The organism is Bacillus sp. BD48 (assembly GCF_046566805.1).
Taxonomy (GTDB): domain Bacteria; phylum Bacillota; class Bacilli; order Bacillales; family Bacillaceae; genus Bacillus; species Bacillus safensis.
In genome coordinates this window covers 484,908-504,815 of sequence record NZ_JANGFM010000002.1, presented here as the reverse complement: position 1 = coordinate 504,815, position 19,908 = coordinate 484,908, and the positions used below count along the sequence as shown (strand labels likewise).

Annotated in this window: 17 protein-coding genes; 5 read left to right on the top strand and 12 right to left on the bottom strand. The window is 43.7% G+C overall.

Features of this window, described 5'->3' with window-relative positions; translation table 11 throughout:
* The first annotated feature begins 231 nt into the window (after window positions 1-231).
* Together ACLGGR_RS07545 and ACLGGR_RS07540 are read left to right on the top strand one after the other, a co-directional pair.
* Window positions 232-1,002 carry a WecB/TagA/CpsF family glycosyltransferase gene (locus tag ACLGGR_RS07545; RefSeq protein WP_251216018.1) on the top strand — a complete coding sequence of 257 codons (771 nt, stop codon included), beginning with the start codon at window positions 232-234 and terminating at the stop codon, window positions 1,000-1,002.
* Window positions 1,003-1,013: 11 nt separating this feature from the next.
* Entirely contained in the window at window positions 1,014-2,204 is a 1,191-nt protein-coding gene (locus ACLGGR_RS07540; protein ID WP_410972816.1) for a CDP-glycerol glycerophosphotransferase family protein, read from the top strand.
* 17 nt (window positions 2,205-2,221) lie between these two features.
* On the opposite strand, the gene ACLGGR_RS07535 is transcribed toward ACLGGR_RS07540, so the two are convergent.
* The 12 genes from ACLGGR_RS07535 to ACLGGR_RS07480 all read right to left on the bottom strand — a co-directional run bounded on the left by ACLGGR_RS07535 (window position 2,222) and on the right by ACLGGR_RS07480 (window position 16,470).
* Complete coding sequence (locus tag ACLGGR_RS07535) at window positions 2,222-4,852, bottom strand: N-acetylglucosaminidase (protein ID WP_410972815.1); 2,631 nt, start codon at window positions 4,850-4,852, stop codon at window positions 2,222-2,224.
* A gap of 124 nt (window positions 4,853-4,976) precedes the next feature.
* A complete protein-coding gene (gene manA / locus ACLGGR_RS07530; RefSeq protein WP_142945341.1) occupies window positions 4,977-5,927 on the bottom strand; it encodes a mannose-6-phosphate isomerase, class I in 951 nt (316 codons plus the stop codon).
* A gap of 146 nt (window positions 5,928-6,073) precedes the next feature.
* Window positions 6,074-6,895, bottom strand: coding sequence for a carbohydrate ABC transporter permease (locus tag ACLGGR_RS07525; RefSeq protein ID WP_410972814.1), 822 nt, complete (start codon window positions 6,893-6,895; stop codon window positions 6,074-6,076).
* Complete coding sequence (locus ACLGGR_RS07520; RefSeq protein ID WP_410972983.1) at window positions 6,892-7,842, bottom strand: carbohydrate ABC transporter permease; 951 nt, start codon at window positions 7,840-7,842, stop codon at window positions 6,892-6,894. The genes ACLGGR_RS07525 and ACLGGR_RS07520 overlap by 4 nt, the downstream gene beginning before the upstream one ends.
* A gap of 77 nt (window positions 7,843-7,919) precedes the next feature.
* Entirely contained in the window at window positions 7,920-9,185 is a 1,266-nt protein-coding gene (locus ACLGGR_RS07515; RefSeq protein ID WP_251216021.1) for an ABC transporter substrate-binding protein, read from the bottom strand.
* A 102-nt stretch (window positions 9,186-9,287) separates the two neighbouring features.
* The gene (locus ACLGGR_RS07510; RefSeq protein WP_410972813.1) at window positions 9,288-10,706 is read right to left on the bottom strand and encodes a response regulator; all 1,419 of its coding nucleotides are present in this window, start codon (window positions 10,704-10,706) and stop codon (window positions 9,288-9,290) included.
* Window positions 10,700-12,142: a sensor histidine kinase gene (locus tag ACLGGR_RS07505; RefSeq protein ID WP_142945345.1), complete on the bottom strand. Its 1,443-nt coding sequence runs from the start codon at window positions 12,140-12,142 to the stop codon at window positions 10,700-10,702. The genes ACLGGR_RS07510 and ACLGGR_RS07505 overlap by 7 nt, the downstream gene beginning before the upstream one ends.
* Complete coding sequence (locus ACLGGR_RS07500; RefSeq protein ID WP_410972812.1) at window positions 12,139-13,140, bottom strand: sugar-binding protein; 1,002 nt, start codon at window positions 13,138-13,140, stop codon at window positions 12,139-12,141. The genes ACLGGR_RS07505 and ACLGGR_RS07500 overlap by 4 nt, the downstream gene beginning before the upstream one ends.
* 69 nt (window positions 13,141-13,209) lie before the next feature.
* Window positions 13,210-13,665: a GNAT family N-acetyltransferase gene (locus tag ACLGGR_RS07495; protein ID WP_410972811.1), complete on the bottom strand. Its 456-nt coding sequence runs from the start codon at window positions 13,663-13,665 to the stop codon at window positions 13,210-13,212.
* 120 nt (window positions 13,666-13,785) lie between these two features.
* A complete protein-coding gene (locus tag ACLGGR_RS07490; RefSeq protein WP_323648770.1) occupies window positions 13,786-14,385 on the bottom strand; it encodes a bifunctional 4-hydroxy-2-oxoglutarate aldolase/2-dehydro-3-deoxy-phosphogluconate aldolase in 600 nt (199 codons plus the stop codon).
* The gene (locus ACLGGR_RS07485; RefSeq protein ID WP_410972810.1) at window positions 14,357-15,373 is read right to left on the bottom strand and encodes a sugar kinase; all 1,017 of its coding nucleotides are present in this window, start codon (window positions 15,371-15,373) and stop codon (window positions 14,357-14,359) included. Before ACLGGR_RS07485 ends, ACLGGR_RS07490 begins: the two co-directional genes overlap by 29 nt.
* 86 nt (window positions 15,374-15,459) lie before the next feature.
* Window positions 15,460-16,470, bottom strand: a complete 1,011-nt coding sequence (locus ACLGGR_RS07480) for a LacI family DNA-binding transcriptional regulator (RefSeq protein WP_410972809.1) — start codon at window positions 16,468-16,470, stop codon at window positions 15,460-15,462.
* Window positions 16,471-16,729: 259 nt separating this feature from the next.
* Between ACLGGR_RS07480 and kduI the strand changes: the two genes are divergently transcribed.
* From kduI to ACLGGR_RS07465, 3 genes are all read left to right on the top strand, one after another.
* A complete protein-coding gene (gene kduI, locus ACLGGR_RS07475) occupies window positions 16,730-17,557 on the top strand; it encodes a 5-dehydro-4-deoxy-D-glucuronate isomerase (RefSeq protein ID WP_410972808.1) in 828 nt (275 codons plus the stop codon).
* A 7-nt stretch (window positions 17,558-17,564) separates the two neighbouring features.
* Window positions 17,565-18,335, top strand: a complete 771-nt coding sequence (kduD, locus tag ACLGGR_RS07470; protein ID WP_410972807.1) for a 2-dehydro-3-deoxy-D-gluconate 5-dehydrogenase KduD — start codon at window positions 17,565-17,567, stop codon at window positions 18,333-18,335.
* Between the two features lie 103 nt (window positions 18,336-18,438).
* Complete coding sequence (locus ACLGGR_RS07465) at window positions 18,439-19,905, top strand: spore germination protein (protein ID WP_251216029.1); 1,467 nt, start codon at window positions 18,439-18,441, stop codon at window positions 19,903-19,905.
* The last annotated feature ends 3 nt before the right edge of the window (window positions 19,906-19,908 follow it).

Below are 19,908 nucleotides of genomic sequence, written 5' to 3'. Positions count from 1 at the left end.
GGATGTAAAGACAAACTATTTCCAATTTATTAGGCATAGGAGGGAAAGTCCGAGGAATCAATGTTTCACAAAGGATCGTCCCGATGAATTGATGAAAATGTCATGAAATTTAAAGGTTTGTAAAGTTATTGTTAATATTTCATGGAGCATCTGTGATAAAATGATGGTTAGACGAAGAATGAATTCACAATGAACGTTCATAGATAACAAGTTAAAAAGGAGGTCTAAACAATGCAAACAGAAGTGGTCTCTAACCTTTCTTATGTAAACGGCGACTTAGATGAATTTATCAGCTATATGAACCAGCACCATATTTCTCAGAAAAGAGGCGCCATGATTGCGACTGTCAATCCAGAGATAGGCTATGCCGTCATGAAGGATCATGCGTACCATCAAGTCGTCTCATCTGCGGATTATGTATTGCCGGATGGTGTAGGCGTCGTTTTGATGTCTCGCATGACCCAAAGTCCGCTTAAGTCAAGAATTGCCGGCTTTGATGTCTTCATGTCTATGCTTGATCTAGCAAACAAGCAGTCTAAAAGAATCTTTTTATATGGTGCGAAAAAAGAAGTGCTTGAGGCTGTGAAACAGCGAATTGATACGGAATATCCACATGTGGTTCTTGCAGGAAGCTGTGACGGCTATCAAGCCGATAAACGTTTCGTTGCGAAGCAAATCGCGCGCTCGAAACCTGATATGGTGTTCGTTGCTTTAGGTTATCCAAACCAAGAGAACTTTATTTATGAATACCGCCATTTATTCCCGCAAGCTGTTTGCATCGGTTTAGGTGGAAGCTTTGATGTATTTAGCGGAACGGTGAAGCGTGCACCACGCTGGATGATTAAGACAAATACAGAATGGCTGTACAGATTGATTGTGAATCCATGGAGATGGAAACGAATGCTGAATATTCCTAAGTACGCTTTTGCCGTATTGAAAGAAAGCAAAGGAAAAAAACGTTACTATCCTGAGCAAGTAAAGGATCAGACGAAGCAGCTGTGAGAGACTGACAAATGATGAATATACGCTCAATGATGATTTCATGTTATGCAGCTTTTATTTCTTTCATTGGATGGCTGATGAGCGGCGTGAAACCGCGTGAAAACCAGGTGACGCTGCTTGTTTCATTCCAAGAGAATGCGGCCGCTCTCATTCATACTTATCAACAACAGGCGAATATGACAATGCAGCTCACTGTCCTCTATACGAAGCATGCTTCTGCGATAGAAAAGGACAGGCCTCATCTGTCATTTCGCTATTTTCATGAAAAAAATCCTCTCCATCTCATTCAATGTATGTATACGATGTTTAAAAGCAAGGTTGTCGTGACGGATAATTACTTTCTCATGACGAGTGTACTCAGAAAACGGCCTTCTACAACCTGTATTCAAGTTTGGCATGCCAATGGGGCTTTGAAAAAGTTCGGGCTTGAAGATGCTTCAAATTCTGAACGAAGTCCCCGTGACATCGAACGCTTCAAACGTGTTTATGCGTCTTTCGATTACATCGTGACAGGCTCAGATCACATGCGTGAGATTTTCAAGACCTCGTTTGGGGTCAATGATGAACGCTTTTTACCAACTGGTGTACCACTGACGGATGTGTACTATGAACAGCACCAGCCTTCCTTGAAGCTGAATGATGTGCCAAAAGGGAAAAAGATCCTGCTCTATGCACCGACCTATCGAGACTTTGCAATGGACGGTCTTGTCCTGCCTTTTTCAAAAGAGCAGCTGCAAACTGAGCTGAATGGCGATTACATTCTGCTCGTCAAGCTTCATCCTGCGGTCAAACATTTAGCGAAAGCAGAAACAGACGGTGAATGGATATTTGATGTGTCCGATCAGCCGCTCTACCCATTGCTTTGTGCTTGTGATGTCCTGGTGACAGATTATTCGTCGATTGTGTTTGAGTATGCACTGCTCGAAAAGCCTGTCTTGTTCTTCCCTTATGACTTAGACACTTATCGAGAGAAACGCGGCTTAGTCGATCGGTATGAAGACATCATTCCTGGAAAGGCCTGTGTCACTCAGGACATGCTCTTGCAGGAGCTCTTGCACCTAAACGGATCAACCAATAAAGAACGAATCAAATCCTTTGCTGAGGAATGGAACCAATATTCAAAGGGACAATCAAGTCAGCAGCTCCTCTCATTTATTGAACAGCAACTGCTCTTACACAAAAAACGTCCGGCTTCTCAATAGGAAGCACGGACGTTTTTTTATTTATTATACACCGGGATATCGTAATACAGCGTATAGTCATCAAGCAGGTTATACAAACTATACATACGAGTGACTTGCTTATAAGCCCAGCCAATATCTGTTGCATATTGATGAGTCGCTGAAGCTGACCAGCGCATTTTATAAATTGTATCTTGGTTGTATGTGGCATTATTGATATAGCTGTTGCCAATGAATTTTGCTCCGCCAATAATGGCAGCCTCTGGCGTGAACCATTGCTGTTCATACGCATACTTTGCACCAAGATAGTTCGGATTGCTGTCATATGCGCCAATGCCATACATGTTATATACTTTCTTTCCATTAAACATTGTACCATTCGCTAAAATGGAACTTCCGTTACCCGTTTCAAGCAACGCATGAGAAATAAGATAAATTTCGTTGATATGATACGTTTTTGCTGCCGTAATAAAGGCTTGTCCTTTACCTGCAAGAATTCCTTTGCCTGCTAAAATCTTTGAATTGACCTCTGCCGGATTGAGATTCGCAGTTTCAGAGAGTTTCAGGAATTGAAAATAAGATTGCGTGCCTTCTGCAATATTGGCTGGATCTACATATTTTTGCACCTCTGCCGCACTTGCATTTCTCCAGCCGAGGTTGATCCTGATCCAGTTCCCTTCTTTTCCAAGCTGTTTCACTTTTGCTCCTTTATTCAGCTGTGCCACAATGTTGCTTGCAGAGCTCGAATCAGGTGTAGAACGGACATTTAATCCGTCCGTATTCACTGTCGATGTTGCTTGGTCTACATATGGTGCATAGACATAAGCCGCACCATCTGTCTGTGGTGATACCTTCATTTGTTTGTTGACCATGTCATTGACAGTAAGGTTGTAGTTTGTTTGCATGACCATTGGGCCATTTTTAATTTTTACGGCTGTCGCTGTCCAGCCATATTGGCTTTTCACAAAAGCAATGGCTTCATTTACAGTTGGTAACCCTGTAAATTGCTGCGTAATGTTGATTTTGTAAGCTGGTTTCGTTGTTGTTGTATACGCAGCGGTTTCATTCCGTTTTTTGAAAAATGCCATGCCTTGGTCACGAAGTGCAGCGGTTGAGATGACACCTGTTTTGATCTGATATTGAGCATAATCGGCTGCGCCTGTTTTTTGAGCAGCGGCCTTCATTTTTTGTTTCGTCAAATAGTTGAGTGCTTGATTCAATTTTGTCTGATTCACTGTCGGCTCTGTCGTGATACGGTATTGCTTGACCGCTTCTGTCAGCGTTTTTGTACTGCTGGCAACGCCATTTTTCTTGATGATCTCTTGAGCCTGCTTCACTTTATTTTGTTCAAAAACAGGCGTTGTCTTGAGACTATACGTTTTGCTGACAGCTTGTCCCTTACTTGTGGTTATGCTGCTTGTCAGCTTCTGCGTTTTTAAGTATGCGGCACCTTTATTCACTTTCGCTTGGTCCACTGCTTGATTGACGACGAGTCGATACGTGCTGTCTGATACCTTGCCTGTTTTTTTCGTTGTGGCAGATACTTTTTTCTTTTGGAAGAAAGCCGCTGCTTTTTTCGCTTGATCGTCTCCTAAAAGGTTCCCCGTCACTACTTGATATGGCTGTATAGAAGAAATCTTTTTGGACGTGTAGCGCCATTTCTTTTTCTTGAAAAAGGCCACCGTTTTTGTGTAAGCTGTATCGTTCAATTGATTGAGCTTCACGATATAATTTTTTGTTTTTCCCACGCGCTGGACAGTACCTGCAGCACCAGTTTGTTTCTTAATCTGAGCCGCAGCTGAAGCTGCTTGTTTGTTGTCTTTAAAATAGCCTGATTCCAAGCTGTAGACATTTTTTAAGGCACCTGCCTTTTGAATCTTCCCGCTGATCTTTGCTTCTTTTTGCAGCTGGGTAAGGAGCGTCTGTGCTTTCGACTGGTTCACTTGTGTAGCGGAAGTGACGATGTAATACGGCTTACCTGCTGCCACCGTTTGAAGCACTGCTGTTAAGCCGGATGCCTTTTGAAAACCTTGCAGAATGGTATTCGCCTTACTTTGTCCAACAATACCGCTTGAAATCAGCTGATACACAGTGCCAGCTTTCGTTTCGGTTTGGTATGTACTGGTGACGCCTGCCTGCTTTTGCAGCTCGGTTTGAATATTTTTCACTTTCGTTTCAGAATCAATGGTTCCTGATATGACCTGATAAGAAGGTTTGCTTTGATTGATGACTTCATAGGAGCTATTGAGCCCTGATGTTTTCGTTAGTTCGAGTGAAAGCTTTTTCGCCTGACTTTCATCATTAACTGGATCAGATACGACCTTTTGTAAAGGAAGGCGGTCACCTACTGGAGACACCGTACCGCTCATGCCCACTTCTTTTTTTAATGCAGCTGCACTTGCACTCGCTGCTGCTTGTGACTCATAACCTGAAGCAGTGAGCTGATAGGTCGACGTAGTTCCTGAGGTTTGATAAGTGGCTGTCCACTTTTTGTCCTTCTTCAGTGTTTCCACTGCTTTTTTCACTTCTGCTTCTGTTGTAAATACCTTTGAGGTGTTCATCGTATAAATGGATTGATCGACATAGGAGGCGGCTTGCGCTTCTTTACCCGTGTGTAATGTCATACCAAAGGCAGCTGCGAGTAACATAATCTTGATGGTTTTTTTCACGTTCCCTGTCCCTCTCTTAACTTTGCATAATAGTCTACTAATCTCTTTATCGACAAAAACAAGTACTCTTTCAAGTCATTTATGCAATAGAAAAATAGAGGACCCACTTGAAGTCCTCTTTGCCTTATATATGCGAAACAATCAGTTCACAAGATCCTTCAATTGAGAAGTTTCCTGTTTCAGCCGGCAGAATAAAATGAGCGCCCTTTGGCAGTGGATACGTGTTTCCATCATGCTCTAAAGACCCTTCTCCATGAATCACACTGCATAGCAAAAACGGATAATCCTGCGAAAGCTCTACTTTTTGATCAATTTCCCATTTATACACAGAGAAATATTCTGCTTCGACAAATGTACGAATGGTCACTCCCCGGCGTGTTTCAACTGATTCATCTGCATAACCGTCTACATGAGGAACCGTTGTGACATCAATCGCTTGCGCAAAATGAAGTTCACGTTCATTGCCATCCTGGTCTTTTCGTTCATAATCATATACGCGATAGGTTGTATCTGAGCTTTGCTGCGTTTCAAGGACAAGCGTTCCTTCGCAAAGCGCATGAATGGTACCGCTTGGCACATAATAAAAATCACCAGGCTTAATCTTCACCCGCCGCAAAAGACCTTCCCAATCCCCGCTATTCATCATGGTGACAAGCTCAGTTCTTGTTCTTGCATTGTGCCCATAGATCATTTCTGCTCCTTCTTCGCAGTCAATAATATACCAGCACTCTGTTTTTCCAAGCTCGCCATTTTCATGTCTTTCCGCATAATCATCATCTGGATGAACTTGAACGGACAAGTCTTGGTTTGCATCTAAAATTTTGGTTAACAGCGGGAAGCGGTCGCCTTCTATTCCCCCGAACAATTCTCTATGATTGTCCCAGAGTTCGATCAGCGTTTTCCCTTTATATGGACCGTCTTGCACGACACTTGGCCCGTTTGGATGAGCAGAAATTGCCCAGCATTCTCCCGTTTGATCAGAAGGAATATCATAGCCAAATTGATCCCTTAAGGCTGTACCTCCCCATATTCTTTCCTTCAATTCAGGCAGTAAAAAAATTGGTGACTGCTTCATTCAGGATGACTCCTCCCTTTGCTACCCTTTGATAATCCTTACCTAGCTTGATGAAAACTAGTAAGTCTCAACTTTTATTATGACGCTATCTAAAGAGAAGTCAATCCTTTCAGTACACCGAATGAAAACGATAACACAAAAATATTTTACCCTTTGACAGAGCCTGCTAGAAGCCCTTTGACAAAGTATTTTCCAAGAAGAATATAGACGAGTAGTGTCGGCAGTGCAGCCAATATCGCCCCTGCCATTTGGACGTTCCATTGCACAATTTGACTGCCTGATAGATTTTGCAAGGCAACCATTACCGGCTGATGCTCCGCAGTGGTCATCGTGACTGCAAATAAAAATTCATTCCACACATTTGTGAACTGCCAAATGGCTACCACAACAAATCCTGTGATTGAAAGCGGAAGAATCATATGTCTGAAAATCCCGATAAACCCTGCGCCATCCATTTTCGCCGATTCAATCATTTCATCTGGGATGCTCACATAGAAATTTCGGAACATGAGCGTTGTGATCGGAAGCCCGTATACGACATGGACAAGCACAAGCCCTGGAATTGAATTATACAATCCGACTTCACGCAAAAATTGAATGAGTGGGATCAGGATACTTTGATATGGAATAAACATCCCAAACAGTATCAGCGTAAAGACGACTTCTGATCCTTTGAAACGCCATTTTGATAAGACATAACCATTCATTGCACCTAAAACAGCTGACAATAAGGTAGCAGGAATGACTAGATAAAGAGAATTCATTAAATTGGGCGCCAGCTTTTCAAACGCGATTTGATAGCTTGAAAAATCGATAGTAGATGGCAGCGACCACATTCGCTCAAGGGTGACTTCACCTAATGGCTTCAAGCTTGTGACGAGCATGACATAAACAGGCATCAGAAAAAAGAGACTGCACAAAATCAATAAAGCATAAAGGAATGGACGGACAAACCATCTGGCTGTCATGATGAAGCCCCCTTCCGGCTCGACAGGAGATATGGCACGATAAAGACCGCAACAGAGATCAGCATGACAACCGCAATGGCGGCACCACCTGCATAATGGTTTCCTCTAAAGGTCATTTCAAACATATACACGCCCGGAACATCCGTAACAAAGTTCGCACCCGGTCCTGTCATCGAGTAAATCAAATCGAATATTTTTAAAGAAATATGAGCCATGATGATAACGACACTTGCAGTAATCGGTTTTAAAAGAGGGAAAATGATTTTCCAGTAAATCTGCCACTCCGTTGCGCCATCCATTCTAGCAGCCTCTCTTACTTCCTCTGGAATTCCTCGCAGACCCGCCAAATACATCGCCAGAGAGAAGCCTGTCATTTGCCAAACAGCTGCGATTACAACAGCAATCATGGCCGCAGGTACACCAAACTCAATTTTCCCCCAGACAAATCCGGCCAATATGTTCGTATCCGTGTACCACTTAGGCTGGATACCGAGCGTTTTCAAAAATAAATTCACCCCAGTTGACGGGTTTAAAATCCATTGCCATACGACTCCTGTGACAACGAAGGAAAGGGCCATCGGAAAGAAGAATAAATTCCGAAAAAGAGATTCCCCCTTGATCCTCTGGTCTAGTAAAATCGCAAGTGCGAGACCAGAGACAATGACCGCTCCAATAAAAAATAAAGTGAAAAAGACCGTGTTTCGAAGATCTGATTGAAAGCGGAAATCTTGAAACAACATGACATAATTGCGAAGACCTGCGAAAGAGAAATCAGGAACAAGCGTGGTCCAGTTTGATAATGACACATATCCTGTCCAGCCGATAAAACCGTAAACAAAGATGAATAATAAAACCGCTGACGGGGCTAAAAAGAGCAGCGCCAGCAGCTGGTCTCCATTCCATTTTTTCCGCATACGTTTGATTTTGGGCACAGGTGTTTTTGTCATCGGCGATGTGTCTATGCGCATGAAGCTACACTCCTTTTTAAAAAAGAGGCGGTGCCTAGCCGCCGCCTCCTTCGTCTTTATTTCATTGCATCTTTTAAAGATGAAACAAACTGACTGCTGTCTTTTTGTGTCACGAAGATATTGACGGCTTGATTCGCTTTTGTCACAAACCCTTCTTCAGCAGCTGATCCATGGGCAAGAGACGGCGCCAGCTTCGACTCTTTAAATGCCTTCATCGCTGATTTTCCGTATTCATCATATTTTGATACATCTGCATCGACACGTGCTGGAATCGATCCTTTTAGCGGATTAAACGCATCCTGTCCCTCCACAGATCCTAAAACAGATAAGAATTTCTTCACGTTTTCTGGCTGTTTCACACCTTTTGGCAGTCCAAATGTATCGGTGATCACCATAAAGCTTCCTTCCGTTCCAGGAGTCGCCGTGTATCCAAAGTCTTGATTCACCTTCAAATCAAGATCATTCACAAAGTACCCCTTCGCCCAGTCGCCCATGACATTCATTGCCGCTTCTCCTTTTGCCACGAGCTGCGAGGCATCCTGCCAGTTACGTGAGCTGTGATCATCATTGACGTATTCAAGCATACGTCCAAAGATGTCTGCCGCTTCCTTTACTTTCGGGTCATCCATTTTCATATCGCCAGCCCAAAGTTTTTGATAACCATCTGCCCCTAATACACCCAGCAAAACACTTTCAAACAAATGAGTCGCTGCCCAAGGCTCCTTATCTCCAAGTGCAAGTGGTGTAATCCCTTTTTTCTTTAATGCATCTGCTGTTTTGAAAAATTCATCAAATGTCGTTGGCGGCTCTAAGCCTGCATCATCAAATACTTTCTTGTTATACCAAAGCACATTGCCCCTGTGAATGTTCACTGGCACGGAATAGATTTTCCCATCTTTACTGACAAGATCAATCAGTGATTCTGGAAATTTGTCTTTCCAGCCTTCTTTTTCATATAAATCATCCAGCGGCTCCATTTTGCCTGCCGCGACCCAGCTCTCATTCAGCTCCGCCCCGCCATGCACTTGAAACGTAGCAGGCGGGTCATTTCCCTGCATCCGGCTTGTCAGAACAGCCTTTGCATTCGTACCAGCACCACCTGCAACAGCTGCATTTTCAATTGGGATGTCTTTATTCTCCTCTTCAAACAATTGAATGAGTGCCTTCAGCCCGTCTTCCTCACCTGCTCCTGTCCACCAAGAGAAAATTTCGAGCTTTTCCGCTCCGCCTTCTTTTTTTGCATCTGAGTTCGTCGATGAACTGCAGGCAGTGACGATAAGCATACAGAGTGCCAGCAATGTAAAGCCTAATTTGAACTTCATAATTGATCCCCCATCCCTATTTTGTAAGCGTTATCAAAATAAGTATAATGGCAGATCCTTGCTTTTTTTCAGGTAAATTTCTTCACTTTTTTATGAAATTCTTCATTTTTTTACGGCCTGATTTCGATATTCCTTCGGTGAACAGCCGACCATCTTCTTAAACACACGGCTGACGTAATTAGGATCTGTATATCCTGCCTGATAGGTAATTTCTTTTAAGCTTAGCGAGCTGCCTATAAGAAGCCTTTTGATTTTATCCAGCCGGCAGGTTGTCACATACTCTTTAAATGTCAGACCAGTCTCGTCTTTAAATCGTTTTGTGAAATAGGTTGGACTTAAATCAACATAAGCGGCCGTTTGCTCAAGCGTGATCTGTTCACAATAATGCGTTTTGATGTAACGCTTTGCCCGTTCGATGTCATTTATGGTCTGGGTTCTCGCTTCATACACGTCAAATAGGTGTTCACAGCACTGGCGGCATTCAGCTGCGGTGCTGATTGTCAATATCGATAGGTCTGTTCGGAGACGTGATTTGAAGAGAATCAGCAGTTCTTTTACTTGTGAAATCGTCGCCCCCTCTAATTGAAAGGCATCAAATAAAGCCAGCGCATCCTCTCTTCTCCCTTCTTCCAGCGCCTGCATCATGCTGTCTGCAAGCTCCGGCAGATGAATCAATGGACCGTGCTTCACCTCTGTTTGGTAAAAGCCATAACGAACAACGCCGCCACTCTTTTTTCGCTGATAATAGGAGAGCTTCGCCTCTGCTGCACTTTTCTGAAGTTGAAGCGGGTTTGAGACTGGATGACCTATGCCAACGACAGGTGAAGGCTGACCGCTTGTCATGGCAGCTCGAATGGCTTGCAGGATCTCTGCCTTTAGCTGGCCTGATCCTTGATGACTATAAATGAGGCATGTAAGTAGTTCACTCCCCATTTGAATCGGTACCGTATGAAATCGTGCTGATTTCTGTAAATGAATCATTAGCTGATCCCCGCCTGTCCCCTGAACAGCGATGATAAGACCTGCTTCATATTCGGAAAATAGCTGTTGAAACTCCATGGCGGTATAAGATTGACCGTTCATGACATGGGCTTCAAGCCACTTTGACCGCTGATCGGCCGCTGCCGCCTGCCGCTCAGACGTCTCCTGCTGAATCTCTGCTGCTACAAATCGAATGGCTGCGATGGTTTCGTCTTTGTCAGCTGGTTTGACGAGGTATTGTTTCACCCCTTCCTGCATCGCTTGCTTGGCATAATCGAATGTATCGTAGGCTGTCAGCATAATGAATTTTGTATGAGGACTAATTGCTTTGATCTGTTTGATCGCTGTCAATCCATCCATTCCAGGCATCTGAATATCCATGAGCACAAGATGAATGGAATCAGATCGCACGCATTCAACCGCCTTCTTTCCATTTTCAGCTTCTCCTGCTATATGACACTCTGGAAGCCATTCGGTTAAGAACTTCCGCATCGCTAGTCGTTCTATTTTTTCATCATCGACAATCAGCACGTTCAGCATGCTGGTCCCTCCTTCATCGGAATAGCCAATTGTATGGTGGTGCCTTCGTTTGGCTTTGAATCAATTTGCAGGGCATCTTGTACCCCGTAAAACAAGCGCAGTCTTGACATCACATTTCGAAGACCGATTCCTGTCGAGTGGCCTTTACTCAATATGTTCGGATCTTCCTCTTCTTTTTCTGAAAGCAATCTTCTTTTCTCTTGTTCATTAATGCCCATCCCATTGTCCCGAATCCGAATCATCACATAGCCGCCTTCTTGATAGATCGAGAGCTCGACAAGTCCCTCTTCCTCCTTTGGCTCGACGCCATGAATGAAGGCATTTTCAACAAGCGGCTGTAAGGTGAGACTTGGGATATGTACAGATAAACACGATTCATCGATGGACGTTTTGCACGTAATACGATCGGAAAATCTCGTTTCTTGTATATGAAAATATTCTTTCACCACTTTCACTTCTTGTTCCAATGTAACGGATGTACTGAGAGCCGACAGCGAATACCGCATCAGCGTGGAAACAGATTGAATCAACCTCGATGTGGCTTCCGCTGATTCTAAGTAAGCCATACGTGAAACGATGTTTAATGTGTTAAATAAAAAATGCGGATTCATTTGATTTTGCAGCGTTTTTAGCTTCATGTCTTTGATTTTTTGATCCAATGCTGCCTTTTGTTTGATCTCTTCAATCATCATTTTCATCTCTTGCCGCATTCGCTGAAAGGCTTCATTTAAAACAGATATTTCATCCTTTGAGGTAACATGCAAATTCACTCCATCAAAATTCCCTTCTGATACTTCTTTTACGCTTCGAGACAGATGAACGATTGGTCTTGATATCCCGCCAGCAATCATATACGCCATCCATAAGGCGACCCCGATTGATAACGTAAACAGGCACAAGGTAAAGAGCGCATAGGTTTGATGCCTTTTTTGAAGAGATTGATAGAGTACCTGATACTCAGATAATTCATCATCAAGCAGGGTCATCGTCTGCTCTTGTATATAGGAGGAGACGGTTCTCACTTCCTTCACACTTGCAGCATATTCTTCGATTTTCCCTTCTTTCACATGTGTCATGGTTGCATCACTTTCATTGATGAGCGTCCGCATCATATATTGATATTTTTCAATAGAAGGAATTGCCGCATGAAGCCCGGCATCCTTTCGCAGCACTTGATCGTAGGATTTCATTTTCTGTTTTGACGTAAGATATTCTTTGGCAAACTTCCGATCCTTTTCAATGGCATAGGCATTGACCTTTTCATACATCGTTTTCGCCTCTGTTGATATATCATTGAGCAGGAGAAAAGAACGGAAGCTCCGGCTATATTCTGATGTGATTTTTGAACTGCTCCAGTAGACAAAAAAAGCGGCTACGTTGCCAAGAAGCACAAGAATTAAAAATGCTAATAACAGCTTACTTCGAATCTTTCTCATGGCTGCATCCCCTGCTTTCTGTCTGTTTGCTGAAGAGGCAGATCGCCGCGCCGGATCACACTCGTTCCCGTGTACTGGAGCGGTTCTTCTTTTTCACCTTTCTGCAAACGAACAAGCGATTCAACCGCTTGATAGCCCATTTCATAAGGATGCTGCACGACCACAGCATCAATTGTCCCATCATCAAGCGCCTGAATCGTATCAGGCAATGTGTCAAATGCAAGCACATAAAAATCAGTGGATGATCGATACTGTGCGATTGCTTGAATGATGCCTGCACCATCTAATGCACTTGTGCCATAAAATGCGGTGAGCTTCGCATGATCGTTTAATAGTTTATAAGCGGCACCTGAGGCACCTGACTTCGTAATGGCTGATTCTTCTATTCCAGCAATATGAATGCGTTTTTCAGCAGCAACGGCATCTCGAAAGCCCTTAACGCGCAGCTTTTGATGAATGGCATCCAGCCTGCCTGTGACAATCCCTACATACTGTTCACCTTTTGTATCTGCGATGAGTGCCTGCCCTGCGATAAAGCCTGAATAGTAATTGTCCGTTCCTACATACACTTGACGCTTGCTCCCCTCTGCATCTGTATCGACGGTGACGACATCAATGCCTTTTTCCCTCGCCTTCTGAAAAAGCGGTTTGTATTTCTTCGCATCAAGTCCCTGCGTCATAATGCCATCAACATGCCCAGCGATCGCCATATCAATGGTTTTCAGATGATCGTCTACATCCGCTTGCTTTGGACCCAAATATTCTAGATATACGTGATGAACGTCTGCCGCATCCGCTGCTCCCTTTTGTACAAGCTGCCAGTATTCGTTATCAAGTTCCTCCGGTACAAGAACAAAATGATATTGATACGTTGACGCCGCTTTATCGGAAGCGCTTTCAATTTTAAATAAATCTTGACCTAATAACGTTAAAAAGATGACAGATACTATACAAAATGTGAGAAAGGTGCCCATTCCAATCCACTTAGATAATTTCACCGTATCCTCCTCCTTTCCACTATTTCCGCATAAAAAAAAGAGCTGCTTATAAGCATACTCTCTCGACCTCTATAATTCCTTTGTCATAAATAAACTGTTTGGATCTTCTTGATATGTACCAAAAGGCAGGCAATACTGAAACCCAGCGCTCTCATATAGTCTTCTTGCTGGTTCAAAGAAAGCCATTGCCCCTGTTTCTAAGCTGACACGTGTATACCCGCGCCGTTTTGCCTCTTGGAGAAGATGATTCAGCATATACCTCGCTACACCTTTTCGCATATGGAGGGCGGCGGTTCTCATCGATTTGATTTCCCCGTGTTCACTTGACAGCTCCTTTAATGCTCCGCAGCCAAGAAGCTCCTCTCCATCTCGCACACTCCACACGGTAACATCCTGTTTTTTTAAATCAGTTAATGGAAGGGCATGAATGCTTTCTGGCGGCGAATGCTCCTTCATCTCTTCTATATGTGCGGTAATCAGCTGGTCAATTCGTCCATCTGTGAGTTCATCTTGTAGAATGTACATTTTCATCACTCCTTCACGATCATTGTACGTGAGGAGTTGAAATTTCATCTGCTGTTATGTCAGATAAACGAACAAACAACCGGGATCCACGAGCCAATTGTTTGTTCGTTTGACAAGTATTTATGAGGAAAGAACTGCTTGTAATTCCTCTGCTGTACTGCTTTCAAGCTGACTTCCGACACCGACAGCCACCGCGCCTGCTTTGAGCCACTTTGGAACATCAGCTGGATGAATGCCGCCCGTAGGAATAAATTCAATCTCTGGAAATGGACCTTGTAAATTTTTCATATAAGATAAACCGAAGGAGCCGCTTGGAAAAAGCTTGAGTAAGCAGTAGCCATCTGCTTTCGCCTGCATGATTTCACTTGGGGTGAGGACACCTGGTACATAGAGTGTGTCGTAAAATGAGAGGTGTTCTCCAATCATAGGAAGATATCCTGGACTGACGATAAACTGTGAGCCTGCCTCAATGGCTGATTGTGCCTGCTCCAGCGTCGTAATTGTTCCCGCTCCTACAATGAGGTCTTGCTCCTCCCGGAAGGATGCGATGATGCGTTCAGCATTTGGTGTGGTATACGTCACTTCAATGGCACGGACTCCTTTTTTCTTTAAACGCTCAATCATTGCAATGCCTTCTGTTTCACTATCCGCTCTCACCACTGCGATCAATTTACAAGACGCGAGCTGCTTTTTAACGCTCAAACTTGCTGACTTTCCCATATCTCTCATCCCCTTTCATATACTCCCGCCTTTGATATCGCTTGGCTTCTTTCATAAAAGCCTGAAGCTCCTCCCGGGTAGGCAGGCCATCCTTATCGCCAGGTGACATCACTGCAAGTGCCCCGACTGCATTGCCTCTCGTCACCGATTTTTCATCTGATAAGCCGTCAAGCAAGCCGCTGATGACCCCCACTGCAAATCCATCACCAGCTCCGACTGTATCTACGACTTCCTGCACATAAAATCCATTCACAATTCCTTGACCGGCTGCACTTTTATAAAAGGCACCTTCTGCCCCTAGCTTAATGACCACTAGTTTGACACCTTTTTGCAAATAAACATCTGCAATCTCTTCTGGCTCGTGACAACCCGTGAGCCTTTGCCCTTCTGCAAGCCCTGGAAAAAACCAATCCACTTGCGAAGCGATATGATTCACCGTATGAATCATATCTTCCTCCTCTTCCCATAGCTGAAGCCGAAGGTTTGGATCAAATGAAATGGTTTTGCCCGCTTCTTTCATTTCTTGAAGGACACGAAAAGAAAACGCTCTCATTTCACTGGATAGGGCAGGCGGAATACCAGTCATATGAAGGTGGCCTGCCTGTTTGAAATAGGCGGCGGGAAAGTCGCTTGGACTCATTGTGCTTGCAGCAGAGCCTTTTCGATAATACGTGACGTCAGGATCTCCATCCATCACTTTTGATTTAAGTAAGATTCCCGTTTGAGACCCATCATTTGAACGGATCACTGCACTTGTATCGACTCCCTCTTTTTGAAGCTCTTCTAAAATAAATGTGCCAAGTGAATCTGCTCCGACTTTGCTCATCCATCCCACATGAAAGCCCAGCCTCGCCAAGCCGACAGCCACGTTACTCTCTGCACCAGCAAGTGCCTTTTGAAATGTATGCACTTGATGAAGCTCTCCGACTTCCTTTGCATAAAACATCGCCATTGATTCCCCAAATGTGACCGCATCCAATGCTTTCACTCATTTCTCCCCTTTCTCGGTACCGGTTTCAAATTAGTTGAAAAAGAGAGAGCATGCACGTATGTATACTCTTCTCTGCCTATCGTTTATAAAGATTTCCTCACAATGATTTCTCCATCAAGCTGAATCGTTTGGGGCGCACTTTCATCCCCTTCTAGCCTTGTCTTGATTTTTTGCATGGCTGCTTTCCCCATTTCATGAGATGGCTGGGCAACCGTTGTGATTCCAGGTCCAATCAGCTTATACCATTCTGTATCATCAAACCCTGCAATGCCTATCTCTTTAGGAATCTTCACCCCAAGCTCTACAAGTTCACTAATCAGCTTCAGCATGAGTAATCCATTACCAGCTAAAATCGCTTTTTTCTGTTTGTTTGATTGTAAAAATCGGACAATCTCTTCACGCATTTGTTCCTTTTGCTTTAAATCAATTTCTGCAATGATCGGCTTCTTATGTTTACTCAAGACTGTCTGTTCATATGCTTCCTTTCGTTCTTCACGAGGGCTGATTCCATCGACAGGCTCAGTAAAGAAAGCGATATGATCATAGCCTTTCTCATACATTTGTTGAAGCAGCCGGATTGTGATATCACGGTTGTTCGTGGTCACTGTGTCGACTTTCAGTTCAGGCAGCTTCCGGTCCACAAGAACAATCGGCACACCGTTTTTCTTAAAATCCTCCAGAATGTCATTGTTCTGTCCTGTCGTATTGATGATGAGCCCTTCAATATAATGTGCATTCAGCTTAAGAAGCATTTCCCGCTCTTTTTCTGGACGATTATCTGTGTTGCACACCATGATGCTGTATCCATATTCATCACAAATCTCTTCGACCCCGCGAAGTGTTGCCACAGAGAATGGATTCGTAATGTCGGCTACAATAAACCCAATGACCTTGCTTTTTCTGACTTTCAATCCTTGAGCAAGCTGACTCGGACGATAATGAAGTTCCTCAATGGCCTTCTTGATCTTTTTTACCTTTTCTGAAGAAATTTCATTTGTTCTGCCATTGATATATCTGGATACAGTTGATTTTGAGACCCCTGCATAAGCTGCAACTTCGTTAATGGTCACTTTCGTTTGTTTTTTCTCTTTCATTCAAAAAACTCCCACAATTGATCTTCACATTTGGTTCGAAACCGATTTCAAATAAACTTAAAAAAAGCATATCATAATTGAATGCATTTCAGAAGATTTTTTTGCATGATGATAACAAAAATTTGTCTCATTAGAGAAAAGGAAAGCGATTTCAAATTAACGGTTGACGGCGTACTCTTTTTCCTCTAAAATTTTCCTTGAAACCGATACCAAATAAAATATCAATATTTGTTTCAGATGGAAAGGGAGGCTTATCCAAATGGAAAATCGTTATGCTGTACATCCTGAGCAGGTCAAACGTTTTACAACAGAGGAACTTCGTCGTCATTTTCATATTCCTACGCTATTTGTCAGTGGTGAATTAAAGCTCTATTACTCGCATGAAGACCGCGTGGTGATTGGCGGAGCGACGCCAGCAGCAGAGCCGATCACACTAGATGCTGGAGACTTTTTACGGACGGAGTATTTTCTTGAAAGACGAGAAATCGGGATTGTGAATGTCGGCGGACAAGGAACGGTCACTGTTGATGGTGAGGCCTTTGTGCTGGAGCATAAAGATTTCTTATATATTGGTCTTGGTCACGAAGATGTACAGTTTGCTAGTTCGTCAGGCGAGCAGGCCAAGTTCTATTTAGTATCAGCCACAGCTCATAGAGCGTACCCTACGCAAAAAGCAGCTATCGCTGAATTAACACCAAACCACTTAGGGGAAGCAGCTGCCTCCAACGTGCGAAACCTGTATCAAGTCATCCATGCAGACGGCATTCAAAGCTGTCAGCTCATGATGGGTATCACTCAGCTTGAAACCAATAACACGTGGAACACGATGCCAGCTCATATTCATGATCGCCGGATGGAAGTGTACTTATATCTTGATATCGAAGAAGATGCACGAGTCTTTCATTTTATGGGGGAGCCATCTGAAACAAGACATCTTGTTGTGGCCAATGAGGAAGCAGTCATTTCACCTGCCTGGTCCATTCATTCAGGCTCAGGTACAGCGAATTATTCATTTATTTGGGCAATGGCGGGCGAAAACTATACGTTCAAAGATATGGACTTTGTCCCAATGGATCAGCTGAGGTAACGAGGTGATGACAACATCATATGTAGCGTCCCTCTTTTCTCTTGAAGGAAAAACTGCCCTTGTGACGGGTCCTGGAACCGGTATTGGGCAAGGCATTGCCGTGGCACTTGCCAGGTCAGGCGCAGATATCATCGGTACGTACCATCACACACCGCTTGAAGAAACAAAGGCACTTGTCGAACAGGCAGGCCGATCATTTCATGCGGTTCAGGTTGACTTTTCTAACCCTCAGTCTGCAAAGCAGGATGTCGACGCCATATTAAAGAAGCATACGATTGATATTCTCATCAATAATGCTGGAACGATCAAAAGAGAGCAGGCGGCTCACTATTCAGAGGAAGATTGGCATACAGTCATGGATGTGAATATCAACAGCCTCTTTTTCCTCACGCAAAAGGTTGGACAGCAGATGCTGAAAAATGGGCAAGGGAAAATCGTCAATATCGCCTCCCTTCTATCGTTTCAAGGCGGCGTCTTTGTTCCTGCCTATACAGCAAGTAAGCATGCTGTCGCAGGGCTGACGAAAGCTTTTGCAAACGAATGGGCGCATCAGCATATTCAGGTGAATGCGATTGCGCCTGGTTATATTGCGACCAATAACACTCAAGCCATTCGTGACGATGAAAATCGAAATGAAGAGATTCTCAAACGAATCCCCGCCGGGCGCTGGGGAAAGCCTGAGGATCTAGCTGGTGCGGCTGTTTTCCTTAGCTCACCAGCTTCTGATTATATGAACGGCCACATTTTAGCCGTTGATGGCGGCTGGCTTGCAAGATAAACAGACGAGAGAATTCCTATTCGGGGATTCTCTTTTTTCTATTTGTATAATTCTCCACCTTCCGAGTCACTCTATAAAAAACATGTGATGAGGGTGAGGTATTATGAAAAGTCGTATTGAACAAGATATAGCGTCCGTCATTAAGCGTGTCAAAAGCTTTGCCGGAAGAAGTGATGATATCGTGTTCCATTCTTTTTCATTTGGTCCTTCCACTATTTCTGCATGTCTCGTGTACGTTGAAGGACTCACAGAATTTGAGATGCTTTCTAAGCAAATCATTTCACCAATGCAAAAGGAACTGGACATCACCGAGGTGGGTTCTACTACACTTTCCTCCCTTTCAAAAACGTTCTTTGGCATTCAAAATGATGTGCTGGATGATATGAACCTTGCCACCCAGCAGTTATATAGCGGCAGGGCTATTTTATTTGTAGATGGAGCGGCTCAAGCGCTTGCGCTCCATACGAACCTTTTTCAATTCAGAGAAGTAGAAGAGCCGCAATCTGAAGTCCTTGTTAGAGGACCGCGGATCGGATTTATTGAGAATCTTGAAAAAAACACGGCTTTACTCCGTGAGCGGGCAAACGACCCTCATCTTGTGATTCAAAAGGTGAGTATAGGTACTCGCAATAAAAAAAACGCTGCTCTTGTGTATGTTCGTGATATTGCTGATCCTAAACTAGTAGAAGATGTTCTATCACGCATGACGGAAATTAAAATGGATGACATTCCTGAAACCGGCTATATTGAACAGCTGATTGAGGACAGTCACATCTCCATTTTTCCACAAATACAAAACACAGAACGTCCTGACCGGGTGATTGCATCTGTGCTTGAAGGCAAGGTCTCGATTTTGCTCGATGGGACTCCTTTTGCCCTCATTTTACCTATGACACTTACAGCTTTGATGCAATCTCCGGAGGATTATTATCAGAGATGGACAAGCGCGACTCTTTTGCGTTTACTTCGTTATATTGCCGTGCTGCTCACGATTTTTTTACCCGGTCTTTACATTGCACTTGTCTCTTATCATCCCGGGTTATTACCGACAAGAATGGCACTCACCATCGCAGGGAGCCGGCAGAATGTCCCCTTCCCTCCTGTTGTGGAAGCCATTCTCATGTCTTTTACGATAGAGCTGCTGCGGGAAGCTGGACTACGGCTTCCAAGAGCCATCGGACAGACAATTGGGCTCATTGGCGGCGTTATTATTGGTCAGGCAGCTGTCCAAGCCAATATCGTCAGCGCTTTAATGGTAATTATTGTGTCGCTGACCGCACTGGCTGACTTCACAGCACCGTCATATGACTTTAGTTTCCCACTGCGTATTTTGCGGTTTATGGCCATTTTTAGTTCAGCATTGTTTGGGTTATACGGCTTAATCATGTGTTATTTATTTGTGCTTTGCCACCTGATGCAGTTAAAGACCTTTGGTTTTGACTATTTCACACCAGTGCTTTCTTCACCGTTTTCAGACTTAAAGGATACGTACGTTCGTTTACCAATCGGGCTATTTAAATCCAGACCGAAAACAGCAAAAATAAAAAATCTCAAAAGACAAGGAGATTAAACG